Genomic DNA, 18,701 nt, shown 5'->3' with positions numbered 1-18,701 from the left:
TTGATGCGGGAAACTCCCTCGTGCCGGCCGGCCCAGACGGTCGAACGGCTTTCATCGGAGATCAGTCCTGGTGATCGGACAGGTCTTGGTTCAGGCTCCTCCCGTGGCAGTGGCGACAAGGTTCGACCCCCGCGAAACCAGCAGGAGCTCGACGGCGATACACGCGGCGAGAGCCAGCACCGACGAGAGCGCCAGCCCGAGGCAGACGGTGGCCAGAACGGGGACCGAGGTGACCGCGATGCGGTCCGCCTGCCCCGCCAGCCACGCCTGCCCGAGAAGGACGGTCGCGGCGGCGGCAACCGGGATGGCAAGCAGCAGCGGCGCCGCAAGGCGGCTGGCCAGAACCGGGGCCAGCTGCAGCGGCCGGGCGCCCAGCAGCTGGCGCAGGCCGAGCTCGCGCCGGCAGCTGACCGAGCGGAAGCGGATCACGGCGAAAAGCACGCCGGCGATCACCGCAAGGGTGGCGATCCAGGCTCCGAGGCTGAGCAGGGCCGCGCCCTCCGCCGGCCGGTTCGCCGCGCCGTAAAGCGCCCCCGGCTCGATGCGCGAGGGTGTCGTCTGGGACCACAGCCGCCACCACACGGGAAAGACGTCGGCAAGGCGCGCGGGGCCGGCTTCCGCATCGAAGCGGATGGTGGCGACGCGGAACAGGCGCGGATCGTGGTAGACGACCAGCGGCGGGCTCGGCACATGGCGGCCGTTCAGGCGGAAATCCTCGACCACCGCCGCGACACGCAGGCTGACCTGCGGCCCGCCGTCGAAGCTGAGCAGCAGCTGCCCGACGGCTTCGCTCGGCGAAGCAAAGCCGAGCTGCTCCGCCGCGCTGCGGTTGAGCACGGCCTGGTCGCGGCGCTCGGCCCAGTTGGAGGGCAGCGCCCCGGCCAGCGGCACCACGCCGATGCTGCGCAGGAAGCCGTCATCGGCGGCAAGCGCCTGATAGCGCTTCTCGGTCTGGCGCCGGTCGGTCGCGGCGCGCAGCTCCATGTAGCTGTAGTCGTGCAGCGCGCCGGGAAGGGTCTTGGCGAAGCCCACCTCTCGCACGCCCGGCAGGGACAGGAGCTCCTGGCGGAAGGCGTCGTGGCGGTCGCCGAGAACGCCGTCCTGGTCCACCTGCAGGGCAAGGGTACGCTCCAGCGACATGCCGCTGTCGCGGCCCGCCAGATGCAGCTGCTGCATTACCAGCACGATGGACAGGCCCGCCGCCGTGCCGCAGACGACGAATGTCGCCCAGAGCGGCAGGATCCGGCGCGCGGCGCGCGCATGCGCCTGTCGGCGGACCAGCGGCAAGAGCCCCGCGACGGCGAAGGCGAGAAGCGCTGCCCCGGCAAGGGCCAGCCCCTCCATCGGCGTCAGGGCGAAAGCGGCGGGGTCCATCCGCAAGCCCCGCGCGACAAGACGCGACAGGGCGATGCCTGCGGCCGTGCCGACGATGCAAAAACCGAGCGCCGCCAGCGCCGCGAAGCCGGCAAGCGCCAGCCGGCCGGCCGCAGGAGGCACCGCCAGGCTGGCCAGCGTCTCGGCCAGCGGCGCGAGCTGGAGGCGGGCGAGCCCGACGCCATGACCGAACGCGGCGAGCGCTGCGCCCGCCAGCACGAGCGCGCTGATCCACAGCAGGCGGGCGGAGCCGGTCGGTATCGCGGCGACAAGTTCCTCGTAGACGCCGTCCGACAGCCAGATCCCGGCCGCCGGCCGTGCGCGGAAGTCCGGCTCCCAGCCGCCCAGATAAGGCGCGCGGGTGGTGAGGTCGGCGGCGATCGCGTCCGCCTGCGCTTGTCCTGCCTCCCCCCGGAAGCGGACAAAGGTGTAGGCGCTGGGGCGCAGCCACTCCATCGGCAGCTGCTGCAGCGTGCTCGGCAGCAGCGCCCGGTCGATGGCGCCGGGCACCGCATCGACAAGGACGATGTCGGGTCGGAAGACGGCATTTTCGGCGAAGGGCTGGAAAACGGCCGCGACCGAATAGGTGGTGGTCTTGCCCCGGCGGTCGGGCTGGGCCGGCGTGATCCGCTGGCCCACCGGGTCGCGCGTGCCGAAAAGGCGCCGCGCCTCGGCGGAGCTGATCAAGGCCTCGCCAGGACCCAGCCGCTCGAGGGAAAAGGCGCCCTGCCGCAGTCGCCAGTCGAAGACGGCAAGCGAGGGCGGATCACTGCGGAAAAGCGCCCCGCCCGGCAGCGACATGTCGTCGATCGTCAGCTGCGAGCGAAGGGGCGTGAAGCGGCCGGCATGGACGAGCGAGCCGTGGTTCTGGCGGATCAGCCGGGCCAGAGGATCCGGCGAGGTCGCCCAGCGCCCGTTCTCGCCGGAGTGGCTGGAGCTCCAGATGGTGTCGATGCGCCACAGATCGGCGTCGGCCAGGCGGCCGGGCGCGAAGTAGTAGCGGATCGCCCCCAGCAGCACGACGCAGACGGCAACGGCAACGACAAGCGCGACGAAGAGCAGGGCAAAGCTGAGCCATTGCCGGCGGAGCTTCGCCGCAACAGCGCGAAGCACGGCAACCGTCGGAAATAGTCCGGATACACCCACCGCCACAGCCCCGAAGCCCGCGCCGTTGCCCCGGCGGGGCAGACGGACACTGTCGATGGCTGGCCGGAATGGGAGCTGCAGGCGAAAGTCCGCTTGCAATCCGCGCGCGACGGCTGGCTGACGCTTTCAATCTTAAATGGCGCGCCCAAGGTGTCAACTCGCTATTACTTTCGATGCGACATGTAAAAATTACCTATTTTCGAGACTTATCGCATTTTTCCCCATGGATATTTTTGACAGATATTGACGATAAAGACGAAAATTCACTCGTCAGATACAAGGAACCACCCAATATCGGTCAGGCACCTTTACGGCAGCCCCGGATCAGTCCGCCGTTCGTGCCCCTTGCAGATGCCGAAGCTGCGCCGCTAAGGTTTCGCCCTGAAACGATCGCAAGCCATGCGCTCAGGTTCGCTGCGAACACAGGCCCCGATGACCGAAACCCAGCCTCCCCCGCCCTCCACGTCCGGCACCGCGCCTTCTCGCACGCTCTGGCCGGTGCTGTGGCCGCTTGCGGCCGCGCTGGCCATCTATCTGGTCGGACTGTGGATCCCGATTCCCGGAGTGGATGCGGAGCGGCTCGACTACCACGACGGCTTCACCGGCGGCAGCTCGATCCGGATGGCCTCGATCTTCGCCCTGTGGACCGGGCCGCTGGTGGTGGCCATCGCCCATGTGGAGATCGCCCGCCTGCTGATCCCGCCGCTGGCGCGCTGGCAGGCCGCCTCGGCCCGCAACGCTCAGGTGCTGGTCGCCATCACCGGCCTGATCGCTCTGCTGATGACGCTGGCGCAGGGCGCCGGCGTGCTGCACGGCATGCAGACAGGCCGGTTGCTGCGGGACCTGTCCACCGGCGGAGTGGTCGCCAGCCTTGCCGCCTATTGCGGGGCGACCGCGGTGCTGATCTGGCTGGCCGGACGCCTCCGCCTGCCGGGGGCCGGACAGGGCATCCTGCTGCTGATGGTCTTTCCGATGATCGCCAGCCTGCCGTCGGAACTCGAGCTGGCCTTCTCGCAGTATCGCTCCGGCATGTTCCTGCAGTCGGGCCTGCCGATGGACCTGCTGGTCCCCCTCGCCTTCGTCGTGGCGGCAACGGCCGCGACGATCCACGTCGCCAGAGGCTTGCAGACGACGGCGCGACAGGCAGGCGCAGCACCGTCCGCCTGGTTGACCCTGCTGCTGTGGCCGCCGGTTCTCGCCAACACCGCGGCGGGCTATCTGGTCCTGCTGGTGTGGTGGGTGCTGCCGGACGACATCGGCGCCTTGGGCTGGCCGCTCTACACGGCGCATTTCGTGCTGACTGCGCTGCTGGTGCCGCTGTTCCTCACGGCCTATCTGAAAGTGCCGGTCGGCACGCCCGACGCCGCCCGGGGACTGGAGACCATGCCGGTCGCAACCATCGCCGCGTTGCAGATGGCGCTGGTGCTCGGTGCGGTGCTGGTCCGCTCGTTCTACATGCTGCCCGCCGCCTTCGGAGCGACGCCGATCCTGGTGATGGTGGCAAGCGCGCTGGTGCTGGCCGAGCTGCTGCGGCCGGCAGCCGCCCCTGCCACACCAGCCCGTTAGGTCAGGATCGTCGAACCGGCGCCGGCCTTGCGGGCGGCAGCGATGGTGGAGGTCGCAATCGCCGTGTCCTGCGCGCCCGTGCCGGTGAGATCGCAGATGGTGATCTCGTCGTCCGAGCGGCGGCCGGGATGGCGCCCCGTGACGATCTCGCCGAGCTCCGGCGGCGTGCCGCCCTGCCACAGGCCCGCAGAGATGGCGCTGCGCAGCTCGCCGAGAGCCTCGCACTGGCTGACCCGGTCGCAGACATAAAGGTCCGCCGCAACGAGCGCTGCCGGCTCGATCTCGTTCTTGCCCGCCTGATCCGAGCCCATCGCCGTGATGTGGAGGCCGGGATGCAGCCACTCGGCCTTGAGCACCGGATGCTCGGCCGGGGTGGTGGTGACGACGAGCTGGCTCCGCGCCACCGCCTCGGCCGGGTCCGCGACGGCTTCGGCCTCGATCTTCAGCCGCTCGGAGAGATCGGCGGCGCAGGCTTCCGCCTTCGCCATGTCGCGGCCCCAGACGAGAACGCGGGAGAACGGGCGCACCAGATGGGCCGCCTCGATCTGCAGCCGCGCCTGGATGCCGGTGCCGATGACACAGGCCGTCTCGACCTTCGAGGGCGCAAGATGGCGCGCGGCGACAGCGCCGGCGGCAGCCGTGCGCACATCCGTCAGGTAGCCATTGTCGAGCAGCAGCGCCTCGACCAGACCGGTCTTGGCGGAAAACAGGATCATCAAGCCGTTGAGGCTCGGCAGGCCGAGCTTCGGATTGTCGAAGAAGCCGGGGCTGACCTTGATCGCGAACCCGTCGAAACCGGGGATATAGGCGGTCTTGACGTCGACCTCGCCATTGGCCTCAGGGATCGCCATCGATAGGATCGGCGGCATCACCACCGTGCCGGAGGCGAGCGCGGCGAAGGCCCGCTCGACCACATCGACGGCGGCAGGATCCAGCTGCACCAGCCCGCGCAGCTCGCCGGCGGTCAGGACGGTCACTTCATGCGCCATAGCTGCGCCCTTTCAGCTCGACCTCGCCGAGGCGGACGCCGCGCCCGGCGACGATCTCGGTGAAGGTGGTCATGTCGACATTGCGGCCCGTGAGGATGGTGGCGACTGGACCGCCGAAGGCCGGCAGGCGGCCCGAGCGCATCGCGGCGATGCCGACGACGCTGCCGCCCTCGGCCACCATGCGGTCCTCGTAGTAGAGCGCCTGCATGGCGTCGTAGATCTCGTCCTCGGTGACGAGGATGCAGTCGTCCAGCAGGTCGCGGCACATGGCGAAGGTCAGCCGGTTCTCCAGCCCGATGCCGCCGCCAAGGGAATCTGCAAGGCTCGCCACCTCGACGACCTCGACCGGACGGCCGGCGCGGATGGAGGCGTGCATCGCCGCACCGCGGTCCATGGTGACACCGATGAGGCGGATTGACGGCTTGATCGCCTTCGCGGCCAGCGCAACGCCGGCGGCAAGCCCGCCGCCGGACAGCGGCACGAGGATCGCTTCAAGGTCCGGGCGGTCCTCGAGCATTTCAAGACCGATGGTGCCCTGGCCGGCGATCACCAGCGGGTCGTCGAAGGGCGGGATTTCGACCAGCCCCTCCTCGCGCACCAGCCGCAGGCTCTCGCCCTGGGCATCGTCCTGGCTGCGGCCGGCGATATGCACCTCGGCGCCCAGCGCGCGGATGCCCTCGACCTTGGCTCTCGGCACCAGCTCGGACATGCACACGACGGCGCGAAGGCCGGCGGCGCGCGCGGCAAAGGCAACGCCGCGGCCGTGATTGCCGGTGGAGCAACAGGTGACGCCGGGGGCGCCCGCCGGCACGGCGGAGACGGCGTTCAATGCGCCGCGCAGCTTGAACGCGCCGATGGGCTGGGTCGTCTCCAGCTTCAGCAGCAGGTCTCCATCCACGGCAAGCGAAGGCACCATCGGGGTGCGCGCGGCAACGCCGGCAATGGTGCGGCGCGCGGCGAGGATGTCGGCAAGCTGGATGCTCAACTCGCCTCCTTGACCGCGCTGAGGAACTGCTGCGTCCGCTCCTTCTGCGGATTGCCGAACAGCTCGTCCGGGGTGCCCTGCTCCTCGATCCGCCCGCTGTAGAAGAAGCAGATGCGGTCGGAAATGTCCTTGGCGAAGCCCATCTGGTGCGTGACCATGAGCATGGTGAGATTGTGCTCGGCAACCAGCTGGCGGATGACATTGGTCACCTCGCCGATCACCTCGGGATCGAGCGCCGAGGTCACCTCGTCGAACAGCATCACCTTGGGCCGCATGGCCAGCGCGCGGGCAATCGCCACGCGCTGCTGCTGGCCGCCGGACAGGCGCGAGGGATGCTGGTCGCGCTTTTCCGCCATGCCGACCATCGCCAGCAGTTCCTCGGAGCGCTCGCGCGCTTCCTTTTTCGACATGCCGAGCACATGCACGGGACCTTCCATGCAGTTTTCCAGCGCAGTCATGTGCGGGAACAGGTTGAAGTGCTGGAAGCACATGCCGATCTTCGAGCGCATCTTGCGCAGGTGCCGGCTGTCGGCGCGCACCAGCTTGCCGTCGCGCTCCATATGCGTCAGCGGCTCGCCATCGACATAGATGACGCCCCCATTGATGGTCTCCAGCGTCATCAGCATGCGCAGCACGGTGGTCTTGCCCGAGCCGGACGGACCGATGACGGTCACCATCTCGCCTTCGGCGACGTCGAGGTCGAGCGAGTCCAGCACCACCAGGTTGCCGTAGGACTTGGTGACCTTCTTGAAGCTGACCATCGGGATCGCATCCCCCTCAAGGCGGAGGGGGAAGGCGGAAACGTCTGTGGTGTTCATCAGCCCAATCCGAGTTTGCGGCGCACCCAGGTCTCGAAGAGCCGGATCAGGGCCGCCGTTGGCAACGAAATGCAGAGGAAGATGATGCCGACGAGCGTGAACGGCTCGAGGAAGCGGTAGGTTTCCGAGCCGATGGCATTGGCGGTGTGCATCAGCTCCGCAACGCCGATCACCGACAGCATCGGCGTGTCCTTGAAGATGCCGACAAGGTAGTTGCCCATGCCGGCAAGCGAAGGCGGCAGCGCCTGGGGAAGGATGACGCGGAAGTAGGTGCGCGCCGTCGACAGGTTGAGCGACTTGGCCGCCTCCCACTGCCCCTTGGGCACGCTTTCCAGCCCGCCGCGATAGACCTCCGACAGGTAGGCCGCATAGTGCAGGCCGATGGCGATCATTCCGGCCGTCCAGGGCGACAGGCGGATGCCGAATTGCGGCCCGACATAGAAGACGAAGAAGATCTGCAGCACCAGGGGCGTGGAGCGGATGAACTCCACCGCCTCGCGCACGCCCAGGGTGAGCGGACGGAAGGGCGTGCGCTGCGCCAGCGCGAAAACGAGGCCGAGAACGACCGCGATGGCATAGCCGAGGCCGGCGGCCAGCAAGGTGTTGCCGGTGGCGGCGATCAGCCGGGGCAGGATCTCGAAGGTGAAGTCCCAGCGCCAGTCGAACATGGCTCAGGCCCTCCCCATCTTGCGCAACATGAACCGCTCCAGCCAGCGCATGAACGGCGTGATCATGAAGCGGGCCAGCACGTAGTAGATGATGAGCGCGGTGCCGAAGGTCTCGGCCGACATGAAGGTGGTGCCGTTGATCTGCTTCACCTGGAACATCAGGTCGGCGACGGAGATCAGCGCGACGAGCGCCGTACCTTTCAGCAGCTCGATCAACAGGTTGCCCCAGGAGGGCAGCATGATCAGCACGGCCTGCGGCAGGATCACCCGGATCATCCGCTTGGCCGGCGACATGTTGAGCGCCAGCGCCGCCTCCCACTGGCCCTTGGGCACGGAGAGAATGGCGCCGCGCACCAGCTCCGCACCATAGGCGCCGAGATTCATGCCCACGGCCACGAAGCCGGCCGTGAACTTTTCCAGCGTGATGCCGAAGAGCGGCAGCACGAAGAAGATCCAGTAGAGCTGGACGAGCAGCGATGTGCCGCGAAAGACCTCGATATAGACGGTGGCCAGACCGCGCACCGCCATGTTGGGCGCCATGCGCATCAGGCCGGCGGCCACGGCGATCGCCACCGCCAGCAGCGCCGACAGGACCGTCAGCGCCATGGTGATGAGCGTGCCGCTGGCGATCCGGTCGCCATACTGGCCGAGGAATTCGAAATAGGACATGCCGCCCAGCCCTTGCTGTCAGACCTCGATCAAGGCCGCAAAGCCCGGGCAGGAAACCCTGCCCGGATGCGGGAGACGGGGCGAAGGGCCGGCCGCGCCGGCTCGCCGCACACCGTCGTCGTCATGTCAGCGGTTGGCGCAGACCCACTCGGTGGTCTTGTCGCCGGGCAGCGAGCCCTCGCCATAGCCGTATTCGGCAACGGCGGCGAGCATCTCTTCCGAGCCGAGATACTTGGCCTGGGCCTCGTTGAACTTGTCGAGGAAGGCCTTGTCCGCCTTGCGGAAACCGATGCCGGCCCAGTTGAAGGAGTCTTCCGGCATGGCGTTCGGGTCGGACGCCTCGACGGCACCGTTCGAGCTGTCGGCCAGCTGCTTCATGGTGAAGTAGGTGCCGGCACCGGCATCGGCGCGGCCCGCACGCACGGCAGCCAGGATCTCGGTCGGCCCGGGCACCTGCATGATGTTGGCTTCCGGAACGCCGGCCTCCTTGGCCGCCTCGATGTTGGAATAGCCGGCGCCCGTGACCATCACCGCGTCGTTCGCCACGAGGCTCGCATAGTCGCTGATCTTCTTCGGGTTGCCCGGAGCAACGATGAAGCCGTCGCCGACCTTGGCCATCGGCTCGGAGAAGGCGATGTTCTCGCAGCGGCTCGCCAGGATGTTCATGCCGCCGGTGACGATGTCGAAGCGGTTGGCGTTGAGGCCCGGAATGAGGCCGCCCCACTCGGTCTGCACCGGCTCGATGTTCTCGAAACCCATCGTCTTGAGAACGCCGATCGTATAGGCGTTCACGAAGCCCTTGGGGCTGCCGTCCTCGCCCGGATAGGCGAAGGGCACCTCGTTGGCGAAGCCGATGCGGATCGGCTCGCCCTTCTCGGCGCGCTCCAGCAGCGACTGGGCGTTTGCGCTGCCTGCAAAGCCAAAGGCGAGCGCGGCCATGCCGAGCGTGGCAAGGCCTTTGAAGATCGTGTTTTTCATGGTTGAGCTCCTCTGTTCCACCAACTCTTGCTTCTTATGTTGTGCACAACATCATGCTGGGTCAGACTGTGTCAACGGAATTTGCCGGATTGACCGAGAGACTTCCTTGTGTGGTTTTCTGGACCATCCGCAGATGTACACATTATAAGGAACGAAGCCCCCTCCAGCGCCGCGGCCAAGGCTCTGGACGGATTGTGGAAAGATCGCCCGCCGAACGGGGCGCGGCCAGCAGCGGCAGGCAGGTCCGCCCATGGCGAGACGCTTGCCGGGAGAGCGGAAATGCCGGACAAGACGCGGCCCCGCCGGGCAGGCGGCACGCATGTATGCGAGGGGAGCGGACAGGCCTGATGACGGTGAACGAGGGTGCCGGGCGACCGGCGGAAGAAGGCGCGCGCGGCCGCTTCGAGCGGATCTACCAGGCCTTGCGAATGCGGATCTGCCTGCTCGACTACGCGCCCGGCAGCCGACTGCGCGAGGAAGACCTGGCCGAGGAGTTCCACGTCTCGCGCACGCCGGTGCGGCGCGTCCTGGTGAAGCTCGAGGCGGAAGGACTGCTGCGCTCGGTGCACGGGGTCGGCACCATCGTCACGGACATAGAGGTCGACGCGTTGGCGCAGGTCTACGAGCTGCGGGTGGAGCTGGCCGAGCTGGTCGGCAAGCTGTCTCCCACCCCGGTCGATGCGGCGCTGATCGCACGCTTCCACGAGATCCGCGCCCGCTGCGACGAGATGGTGCATGAGGGCGACCCGCGCACCTTCTCGCGGATCAACATGGAATTCTTCCACCTGTTCAACGCGTTGACGACCAATGAGCCGCTGCGCGAGATCAGCGAGCGGCTCTATTACCAGACCGCGCGGATCTGGCTGAAGACCGCCTCACGGCTGAAGAATTTCGAGGAGCTCATCCATACGGAGTTCACCACCTTCCAGCGCGAGGTCACCGACATCACCGAGGCGGTGGAGCATGGCGACCTTGCCGCCGCCGGCCATGTGCGGCGCGCCCATATCGCCATGAGCTTCAGCCGTATCCGCAAGGCAAGCGAGGCCGCCCACTAGGGGCGACACCGCGCCGGCCTAGCTTTGCCGGAGGACGATCTGGCCGCCGACAAGGGCGAGGCGCGCCTCGAGGTGCCTCAGCTCGCCGGCCTCCATCGTCAGGATGTCGCCGGGAAAGCCGACGAGGTCGGCAAGATATCCGGGCTTGAGCCGACCGAGTTCTTCCCCCCGCTGCAACAGGTTGGCGCCGCCGGCGGTCGCCAGGGCCAGCGCCTCGCGGCGGGTCAGGGCCTGATCGGGGGCGACATGCTCACCCGTGCCGTGGTCGCGCCGCAGCTCAAGGTCGGCCACCGGATGCAGCAAGGACGGGGGCAGATTGTCCGAGCCGAGGGCGACCGGGATGCCGCGGTCGAGGATCCGGCGCATGGGCACGATGTCGTTGCAGCGATCGGGTCCCAGGCGCGCAAGATGGGCCGAGCCGCCCTTGGCGATGTGCCGGTTGGTATGGGTGACGAGCATCAGGCCCATGTCCTGAATGGCCCCGAGGGCGCGCTCGTCCAGCGTCGCCACATGGCCGCGCACCCAGTTCAGCCCGGCAAGCGGCTGCGACCGGTTCACCTCCTCCATCAGGCCCATGACGTCGTCGAAGATGGTCGAGACGCGAAGGCGCTGGCGGGCTGCCTCCAGCAGCAGCTCGCGGACCATCGCGCGCGGTGCCCCGCTGTCGAGATGAAAGCCCGCCCAGCCGGTGCAGCATCCGCCGCGCGCCCTGACGAGCCCTTCGCCCGTTTCATCGATCTCGGCATAGATGCCCTCGATGCGCAGGCGGTCGTCATCCGCGAAGCCGCGCTTCGCCCACCGGGTCCAGTCCGCGATCAGCGCAGCCATGTCGGCTGTGGCATCGACGCCCGACCAGGACGGACTGACGACGAGCGTCGCCCGCATGCCCGGCTTGCAGCGGTCCCGCAAGGCGCCGTAGGCGGCGATGACCTCCCGCGCGACGCCGTGGCCCTCATAGACGCCGGTCGTGCCGAAGCGCGCGTAGGTATCCATCGAGCGGGCCAGCGCATCGGTTCTGGTCGCCACGTCGAAGCCGGGCGCGGCAGACATCAAGGTCGTCTCGACGATGGAGATGCGCGTCGCCTCGCTGAAGCGCCCGTCCGGCAGGCCGTCTGCCGCGCGGTGGATCTCGACCAGCGGATGCGGCGACGGGGTGTCCCGGCCCACACCGGCCAGCGCCAGGGCGGCGGTGTTGGCCACGCAGACCAGATCCGCCTTGTTGCTCCAATAGCCCCAGGCCGGGCGGATCCAGACCGGGTGATCGGGCGCGGCGGCATCGAGGTCATGCCGATCCGGGCAGCGCCCGTCGGCAAGGCCGGACCAGCTGTCGAGAAACAGCGGCGGCGTGCCCAAGGGCGACAGCACGATCCACTGGCCCGGCGGCGTGCGCGCGGCCACATCCCGCAGAATCGCCTGGATTTCGGCAATTGACCGCGCGCCGGAGATCGACGGCAGCACGCTCTTCAGCCCCTCCCGGTCGAGATGCGCGTGGCCGTCGATCATCCCCGGCATCAGGGAGAGGCCCTCGCAACACAGCGAGACGGTCTCGGGCGTCGCCAGACCCTTGAGCTGTTCGTGCGGGCCGACGCCAAGAATGCGCCCTTCCCCGATGGCAACGGCATCGCCGGCCGGATCGTCTCCCGCAGGGTCGACGAGCCGCGCGCCGTGCAGGATAATTTCGGCTGGCCGTGCTTGAGGGATCATCCCGGCTCCTTCCTTGGGCAGGCGCGCGGCGCGCTGCGACACATCGATGCGATTGTCTGATAAACGGATGGCATGAAGATCACGTTCCGACAGCTCAACGCCTTCCTCGTCCTGGCCGAGACCTGCAATTTCTCGCGGACGGCGGAACGCATCGGCCTGAGCCAGCCGACGCTCTCGCAGATCATCCGCGACCTGGAAACGGAGCTCGGCACGAGCCTCTTCGACCGGACCACGCGCCGCGTCGAGCTGACGGAAGCCGGACGCACCTTTCGCAAGGGCGCGGTGCGGACCTTCGAGGAGCTGGAGCAGACGTTTTCGGACGTGCGCAACCTGACCGAATTGCGCGAAGGCCGGTTGCGCGTGGCCGCTCCCCCGTTTCTGGCGGCCACCATCCTGCCGCGCGCGGTGGCCGCGTTCACCAGGCTCCATCCCGGCATCAAAGTGGAAATATCCGACGTCACCAACGACGAGATGCTGATCCGGTTGATGGACGGCCGGGTCGACCTTTGCATCGGAACGATGACGCCGGGCCAGACCGACCTGCGGTCGATGCCGCTCTTAAGCGAAGACATGATGGTGTTCTGCCTGAAGGACCATCCGCTGGCGGCGGGCGATGCCACCGACTGGCGCGAGGCGGTCCGGTTTCCCTGCATCACGCTGGTACGCGGCAGCGGCCTGCGCGAACTGGTGGAGCAGGGCTTCGCCCGGGCGGGCGTCGACTTCCAGCCGCAATGGGAGGTGGAGCAGATCACCACCATCTTCGGCATGCTGGCCGAGAATCTCGGCATCGCGATCCTGCCGCGCTACACGATCCTCGGCGTTCACAACACCCATGTCGTTGCCCTGCCTCTCGGTGAGCCGCACATCGTGCGCAAGATCTCCTGCGTCTATCCGGCAAGCCGCTCGCTGAGCCCGGCGGGGTACACGTTCATCAAACAGCTGCGCGCCGTCCTCCTGCGGGCGGGGGTGCCGCCCGACCCGGACCTCGACGCCGAACAGTCCGGCTGAACCTATCCGGCCCGCGTTTCCTGCGGGGCGGATACCGAGACGGACCTGGCTCTCCTGGACAACACCAGCATCGCGATCATGACCGCAAGGCCCGCGATATTGAGCAGAAGCGCGCCCTGGAACAGGTCGGTGGGCATCAGCAATGCGGCGCCGGCCGCGAAGATGAGCAGCCGCGACAGCGGGCCGGCGGCGTCGCGGATGTAGCCGATGCCGCCCGCCGTGATGCACCACACGCCGGCAAGCGCCGTCACCGTCGAGGCAACCACCGCAAGGCTCGGCCCGACGCCCAGCAAGGTGGGCGAGAACACGAAGAGGAACGGCACGACGAAGGCCGGCCAGGCCATGATCGTCGCCTCGATCGCCGTGCGCATCGGCGGGCTGGACGCAAGGGTCGCGGCCGAAAACGCCGCCACCGCGACCGGCGGGGTGATCATCGACATCATGCCGAAGTAGAGAACGAACATGTGCGCGGCGATGGGCTCCACCCCCAGCTTGATCATCGAGGGGGTGACCAGGGTGGCCAGCAGCACATAGACGCCGACGGTCGGCATGCCCATTCCCAGAACGATGGACAGGGCCGCCGACAGCAGGAGCAGCAGGAACAGGTTGTTCTCGCCGAGCGTGATCAGGATGCGCGTGAGCGAGAAGCTGAGCCCGGTCAGGTTGAGGATGCCGATGATGATGCCTGCCGCCGCCGCAATCAGGATGACGGACACCGACGACCGGCCGGCCGCCACGAAGGCGGCGAACAGGTCGACCGGGCTGCGCCGGCCCCCCTTCTTCCAGAGGAGGATCGGCAGCAGGGAGACGCAGGCCCACAGGGCCGCTTCCTCGACCCGCAGATGCAGCCAGAACATCGCGACGATCAGGACGACGAAGGGCAGCGGATAGATCCAGCCCCGCGCCATGACCGCGCGCGCCGCCGGCAGCTCGGACTTCGAAAGCGCGCGCAGGCCCCGGCGCGCGGCAGCAAGGTCGACCTGGAAGAAGATGGAGAGGAAGTAGAGCAAGGCCGGGATCAACGCGGCCAGCACGACTTCCGAATAATCCACCTGCAGGAAGTCGGCCATCAGGAAGGCCGCGGCGCCCATCACGGGCGGGGCCAACTGGCCGCCGGTGGAGGCGACGGTCTCGACCGCCGCGGCGGTCTGCGCGCGATAGCCGCTGCGCTTCATCAAGGGGATGGTGATGACGCCGGACGAGACGACATTGGCGACCGCACTGCCCGAGATAGAGCCCATCAGCGCCGACGAGGCCACGGCGATCTTGGCAGCTCCGCCGCGATAGCCGCCGAACAGGGCAAGCGAGATATCGTTGAAGAATTCCGTGCCGCCCGCCTTTTCCAGGATCGAGCCGAACAGGATGAATGTGACCACGGCGGTCGCGCAGATGAACAGCGCCGTACCGAGGATAGCGCTCGGGTCGAAGGCGATCTGGACCGCCAGCCGCTGGGGAGAGACCTGCTGGCCGGTCAGCGGCGCGGGCATCATGTAGCCCCACAGCCCGTAGATTAGAAAGACAAGGATGATGGCCATCAGGGCGAAGCCGGCAACGCGGCGCACACCCTCCAGCAACAGCAGGATCACGGCGAGGGCGGGAAACAGATGTGCCATCGGGTTCATGGCGGACGCCATGGAAATCCCCTCGTAGTCCGAGGCGATGAACAGACAGACGCCGAGGCCGACTGCCGCGGCGAGGATGTCGTACCAAGGCGCGGCACGGTCCCGCGCCTTGCCGCGCGGTCCGGTCGACAGGAAGACCAGCGCCAGGCACAGGCCGACCAGAAACGCCAGGAACTGCTCGTCGTAGATGACGTAACCGAGCCGGCGCGGCGCATCCAGACAGAAGCCGACGGCGAGCAGAGGTATCGACACGGCAAATGCCGTGCGAAGGCCGGCAAAAAGCCGATCGACGCCCGTCCGCGCGTCCGATCCGTCCAGAGATTGCCTCATCTTCAAGACCCTTCCACAAGACCCTTGCACTAGGTCGTGAACTCATAATTTTGCCGGAAACGGCGCCGGTTCGGGCAATGACATGCCAGGAGGAGCGCGATGGCCGGGGCAGGTCCCCCGGCCGAGCGATCCGACGCCGCAGATCGCAGCTCGAACGGCGCCCTTCGGGTATGCCGGAACCCGCCGGCAACAGCGCCGCAAACCCTTGAAAACCTGATGGTTTCCTGCGGCCTTGCTCCTTGTATCCGATCAGGTTCGGGCATACCGTTTCTCGTCAGAATTATGAGTTCACGACCTAGGGCCGGGCAACGGCACCTCGCCGCTGCCCGGCATCCTCGATCAGTCCTTCAGGAGACCGGCTTCACGGAAGAAGGCTTCCGCGCCCGGGTGATACTTCGCCTTCTTCGACGGGCGATAGATCTTGGCCGGCTCCCATCCCTTGAAGTGCGGCGAGGTCTCGGCCAGTTCCTTCTGGTTTTCGTAGAGCGCCTTCACCAGGTCATGGACCACCTGATCCGGCACATGCGCGCCGACGAGCAGGGCATATTCATAGCTGAACATGGTGAGCGGCTTGTCGACGCCAACCAGACCCGGCCCCGGCTCCATCGTGTCGAGATAGGAGCCGGGCGCGATCTCCTGCATCTTCTCCTCGCCGCCCGGCACGGCATTGACGCCGAGGAAGCGGACGCCGACGGAGGCATCCGCCTCGCGCACCTGGGCGCTGGTCGCCGCCGCATAGGCCGCATCGACACGGCCGGCGGCGAGCAGCTCGACGGCCTTGGCGAAGTTGGGCACCGCGGTCGCCTCGAAGCGGGACGAGTCCAGCCCTTCCGCCGCGAGCGTGGCGTCCTGCATCAGCTCGATCATCTTCATCGCGCTGTACTGGGTCGGCACCGGGCGGCCGGCCAGATCGGCCGCCGTCTTGAACTCGCTGTCGCGGCGCACGAGCAGGCCGACCTGATAGCGCGGCAGCACCGCGGCGATCCGCAGCTCGGGCAAGGGCATGCCCTCGAAATTGCCCGTGCCGGTGACGGCGTAGGACGCCTCGATCATGTTGGAGGTGGCGAAGTCCATCTCGCCGGAATTCACCTGCGGTAACACGAGGTTCGCGCCGCCCGTCGCAACGGCGATGAAGTCGTTGCTCGTGTGGTCGCTGGCCGTCGAGGCGATGGCCGCGGCGATGACATAGCCGCTGCTGCCCTGGGGCAGGGTTCCGATGGAATATTGCTCGGCCAGGGCTGGCGCTGCTCCGCACATCAACGCGGCGGCGCAGATAATCGACGTCATTCTCATTGAACTCACTCCCATTTTCCCTCTCCGGTGTTTGGTTGGTCTAGTCCGGTCCTTGCATCTCCTTGGTCCGCGGCGCTTCACAGCGCGGCGTCGACGCCGTCAGCGACGTCAGGGCCTGCCAGAGCGCGCTGGCGGGATCGTTGCATTCCAGAAGGATGGAGAAATGATCGCGGTCCTCGATCCGCAGCATCCGGACATCGTGCCGCATCGAGACCAGCGCCCGGCCGAAGGCCTCCGCCTGCCGGACGAATTCCGGGCTCTCGCGCGAGCCGTAGGCGAGGACGATGCGGCCGGGCTCAAGCACCTCGATATGCTCGAGCGGGCTCAGCCGAAGGGCCTCCGCCTCCGTCAGATTCACATAGCTGCGCCGGCTCGACAGCAGCACCGGCTCCATGTCGTAGATGCCCGAGACGAGCAGACAGGCGGACACGCGCTGCGCGATGTCGGGGCCTCCTGCCCCGGTCGCCAGACATGCGGCCAGATGCGCGCCGGAACTGTGGCCCGCCAGGACCAGGCCGCGCCGGGCATAGTCGGGCCGCTGCGCCAGCAGGGCGCGCAGGGCCGCGGCGACCCAGTCGACCATCGCCGGCAAGCCGACCGACTGGATCTTGGGATAATCGGGCACCGCCAGCGGACACCCGGTCAGGTCCAGGTTGCGCGCAAGAAAGCTGTACATGGAACGGTCGCCCGACCGCCAGGCGCCGCCATGGAGAAAATAGATCAGCGGCCCGTCGGCGGAAGCGTTGAAAACATCGATCCCGCCCATGTCGTCGTCCGCATAGCGGAAGGTTTCCGCCGGCGTTTCATGTCGCTGGGCAAGACTTAGCGCGGCATAGGCGGCGAGCGTAGCCGCCATTTCGGGAGCCCAGCACGATTGGTCGTACGCCCGGTCCAGTTCGGCTTGCGAGTAATTCAGATAGACGGCGCTCAACTCTGGCTCCTGACGGGTATCGCGAAATGTGCCAGCGCGAAAACCCGCCGGACACCCAACCCTGCGTCAGAAGGCTTGATCGGATAACCTGCCTTTTTTGGATATAATTATTGGTTTTTCCGATAAAAATTGCAGGTTGTGCGGAGTCAATTCTCCCGTTGCCGCGCGGAGGGGCTTGCGATCCTGTCGAGGGCGCAAGGCGGGCACCAAAAAAAGACAAAGGCCCGGCCAGCCGCATGACGGCTGGCCGGGCCTCGATCGTTTTGGGCCGAAGCGGGCCGCGCCTAGTAGAGGCGCCCCGGCAGCCACAGGGCGAGTTCCGGCCATGCCAGCATCAGGGCGATCATGCCCATCAGCGCGGCGATGAACGGCGTGACGCCGATGAACACGTCCGTCAGATCGCCCCTGCCCCGCACGCCGTGCACGACGTAGCAGAGCATGCCGATGGGCGGCGTCAGCACCGAGGTTTCGGCCACCAGCACCATCATGACGCCGAACCAGATCGGGTCGTAGCCGAGGCCGACGACGATGGGCGTGACGATGGGGATCGTCAGCACGATCATCGCCAGCGTGTCCATGAACATGCCCAGCACCAGATAGACGAGCAGGATCATCAACATCGTCGACAGCGGGCTCCAGTTGAGGCCGCTCACGAAGTCGTTGACCACATTGGCCATTCCCGTCGCGCCGATGACGAAGTTGAGCAGGAAGGCCAGCAACGTGATCAGGATCATCATCGAGGAGGTGCGGATGGTGCCGATGAACACCTCGACCAGCATCTCCCAGCTGAGCCGCCGGTAGAGCGCGGCGAGCATCAAGGAGACGATGACGCCGATGGACGCGGACTCCGTCGGGGTGGCCCAGCCGGCATAGATCGACCCGATCACCACCGCGAACAGCCCCAGAGGCGGCGCCAATGCCGGCAGGCTGGCCAGCAGGGCCCGCGCGGTCGGCGCGCTGCGGTCGCCGTCCAGCGAGGGCTTGACGATGCACAGCACGACGATGACCAGCGAGAAGATCGCCGCCAGCACGATGCCGGGGATCAGCCCCGCCATGAACAGGCGCGGGACGGATGTGTCGGTCAGGAACCCGTAGATGATCATGTTGATCGACGGCGGGATCAGGATGCCGAGCGTGCCGCCGGCCGCCAGAGAGCCGAGGAACAAGCGCTCGCTGTAGCCGTGGCGGTCGACCTGCGGCATGGCGGTGGTGCCGATGGTCGCGGCCGTGGCGACGCTGGAGCCGGACGTTGCCGCGAACAGGGCGCTGGCCCCGATATTGGCGTGCATCAACCCGCCGGGCAGCCAGCCGAGCCAGGCCGCGACCCCGTTGTACATGCGGTCCGCGATGCCCGAGCGCAGCAGGATCTCGCCCATCATGATGAACATGGGGATCGCGATCAGCGTGAACTCGATGCTGTGCGACCAGGCGATCTCGCCGAAGGCCCGCTGCAGGGGAAAGGGCGACAGCAGCCAGTCCAGCAGCACGGCGAGCCAACCAAGCACCGCGGCGATCGGCAGACCCAGCGCGATCAGGACGAACAGAAGGATCAGCGCAATGCCCAT

The 18,701-nt window shown here is 67.5% G+C and carries 15 protein-coding genes; 3 read left to right on the top strand and 12 right to left on the bottom strand.

Going from position 1 to position 18,701, the window contains the following annotated elements; translation table 11 throughout:
• Positions 1-90: 90 nt before the first annotated feature.
• The gene (locus H7H34_RS06205) at positions 91-2,487 is read right to left on the bottom strand and encodes an ABC transporter permease (protein ID WP_185924599.1); all 2,397 of its coding nucleotides are present in this window, start codon (positions 2,485-2,487) and stop codon (positions 91-93) included.
• 465 nt (positions 2,488-2,952) lie between these two features.
• Here H7H34_RS06205 and H7H34_RS06200 point away from each other — a divergent pair, with 465 nt between their 5' ends.
• The gene (locus tag H7H34_RS06200) at positions 2,953-4,086 is read left to right on the top strand and encodes a hypothetical protein (RefSeq protein WP_185924598.1); all 1,134 of its coding nucleotides are present in this window, start codon (positions 2,953-2,955) and stop codon (positions 4,084-4,086) included.
• Here the strand turns inward: H7H34_RS06200 and H7H34_RS06195 are convergent.
• The 6 genes from H7H34_RS06195 to ehuB form a co-directional block, all read right to left on the bottom strand.
• Positions 4,083-5,075: a cyclodeaminase gene (locus H7H34_RS06195; protein ID WP_185924597.1), complete on the bottom strand. Its 993-nt coding sequence runs from the start codon at positions 5,073-5,075 to the stop codon at positions 4,083-4,085. The genes H7H34_RS06200 and H7H34_RS06195 overlap by 4 nt on opposite strands.
• Positions 5,065-6,060, bottom strand: a complete 996-nt coding sequence (gene eutB, locus H7H34_RS06190) for a hydroxyectoine utilization dehydratase EutB (RefSeq protein WP_185924596.1) — start codon at positions 6,058-6,060, stop codon at positions 5,065-5,067. Before eutB ends, H7H34_RS06195 begins: the two co-directional genes overlap by 11 nt.
• A complete protein-coding gene (gene ehuA, locus H7H34_RS06185; RefSeq protein WP_067221695.1) occupies positions 6,057-6,878 on the bottom strand; it encodes an ectoine/hydroxyectoine ABC transporter ATP-binding protein EhuA in 822 nt (273 codons plus the stop codon). Before ehuA ends, eutB begins: the two co-directional genes overlap by 4 nt.
• Positions 6,878-7,546: an ectoine/hydroxyectoine ABC transporter permease subunit EhuD gene (ehuD, locus tag H7H34_RS06180; RefSeq protein ID WP_185924595.1), complete on the bottom strand. Its 669-nt coding sequence runs from the start codon at positions 7,544-7,546 to the stop codon at positions 6,878-6,880. Before ehuD ends, ehuA begins: the two co-directional genes overlap by 1 nt.
• Positions 7,547-7,549: 3 nt before the next feature.
• The gene (gene ehuC / locus H7H34_RS06175) at positions 7,550-8,215 is read right to left on the bottom strand and encodes an ectoine/hydroxyectoine ABC transporter permease subunit EhuC (protein ID WP_067221691.1); all 666 of its coding nucleotides are present in this window, start codon (positions 8,213-8,215) and stop codon (positions 7,550-7,552) included.
• Between the two features lie 126 nt (positions 8,216-8,341).
• A complete protein-coding gene (gene ehuB, locus H7H34_RS06170) occupies positions 8,342-9,193 on the bottom strand; it encodes an ectoine/hydroxyectoine ABC transporter substrate-binding protein EhuB (protein ID WP_185924594.1) in 852 nt (283 codons plus the stop codon).
• Positions 9,194-9,540: 347 nt separating this feature from the next.
• Between ehuB and H7H34_RS06165 the strand changes: the two genes are divergently transcribed.
• Positions 9,541-10,248: a GntR family transcriptional regulator gene (locus H7H34_RS06165; RefSeq protein WP_120268977.1), complete on the top strand. Its 708-nt coding sequence runs from the start codon at positions 9,541-9,543 to the stop codon at positions 10,246-10,248.
• A gap of 18 nt (positions 10,249-10,266) precedes the next feature.
• On the opposite strand, the gene H7H34_RS06160 is transcribed toward H7H34_RS06165, so the two are convergent.
• The gene (locus tag H7H34_RS06160) at positions 10,267-11,952 is read right to left on the bottom strand and encodes an amidohydrolase (protein WP_185924593.1); all 1,686 of its coding nucleotides are present in this window, start codon (positions 11,950-11,952) and stop codon (positions 10,267-10,269) included.
• 72 nt (positions 11,953-12,024) lie between these two features.
• Here H7H34_RS06160 and H7H34_RS06155 point away from each other — a divergent pair, with 72 nt between their 5' ends.
• Positions 12,025-12,960: a LysR family transcriptional regulator gene (locus tag H7H34_RS06155; RefSeq protein ID WP_185924592.1), complete on the top strand. Its 936-nt coding sequence runs from the start codon at positions 12,025-12,027 to the stop codon at positions 12,958-12,960.
• A 2-nt stretch (positions 12,961-12,962) separates the two neighbouring features.
• Here the strand turns inward: H7H34_RS06155 and H7H34_RS06150 are convergent, their stop codons facing one another.
• The 4 genes from H7H34_RS06150 to H7H34_RS06135 all read right to left on the bottom strand — a co-directional run bounded on the left by H7H34_RS06150 (position 12,963) and on the right by H7H34_RS06135 (position 18,701).
• Positions 12,963-14,834: a TRAP transporter permease gene (locus H7H34_RS06150; RefSeq protein ID WP_371811365.1), complete on the bottom strand. Its 1,872-nt coding sequence runs from the start codon at positions 14,832-14,834 to the stop codon at positions 12,963-12,965.
• A gap of 417 nt (positions 14,835-15,251) precedes the next feature.
• Positions 15,252-16,199 (bottom strand): TAXI family TRAP transporter solute-binding subunit, encoded by a 948-nt coding sequence (locus H7H34_RS06145; RefSeq protein WP_185924590.1) that lies wholly within the window; start codon positions 16,197-16,199, stop codon positions 15,252-15,254.
• Between the two features lie 46 nt (positions 16,200-16,245).
• On the bottom strand, positions 16,246-17,136 hold the full coding sequence (locus tag H7H34_RS06140) for an alpha/beta hydrolase (RefSeq protein WP_185924589.1): 891 nt from the start codon (positions 17,134-17,136) through the stop codon (positions 16,246-16,248).
• A 284-nt stretch (positions 17,137-17,420) separates the two neighbouring features.
• Positions 17,421-18,701, bottom strand: coding sequence for a TRAP transporter large permease (locus tag H7H34_RS06135; RefSeq protein WP_185924588.1), 1,281 nt, complete (start codon positions 18,699-18,701; stop codon positions 17,421-17,423).

Origin of the sequence: Stappia sp. 28M-7, from assembly GCF_014252955.1 — a bacterium.
Classification (GTDB): domain Bacteria; phylum Pseudomonadota; class Alphaproteobacteria; order Rhizobiales; family Stappiaceae; genus Stappia.
Note: the sequence above shows the minus strand (reverse complement) of the source record. Positions and strands in the feature narration are given on the sequence as shown.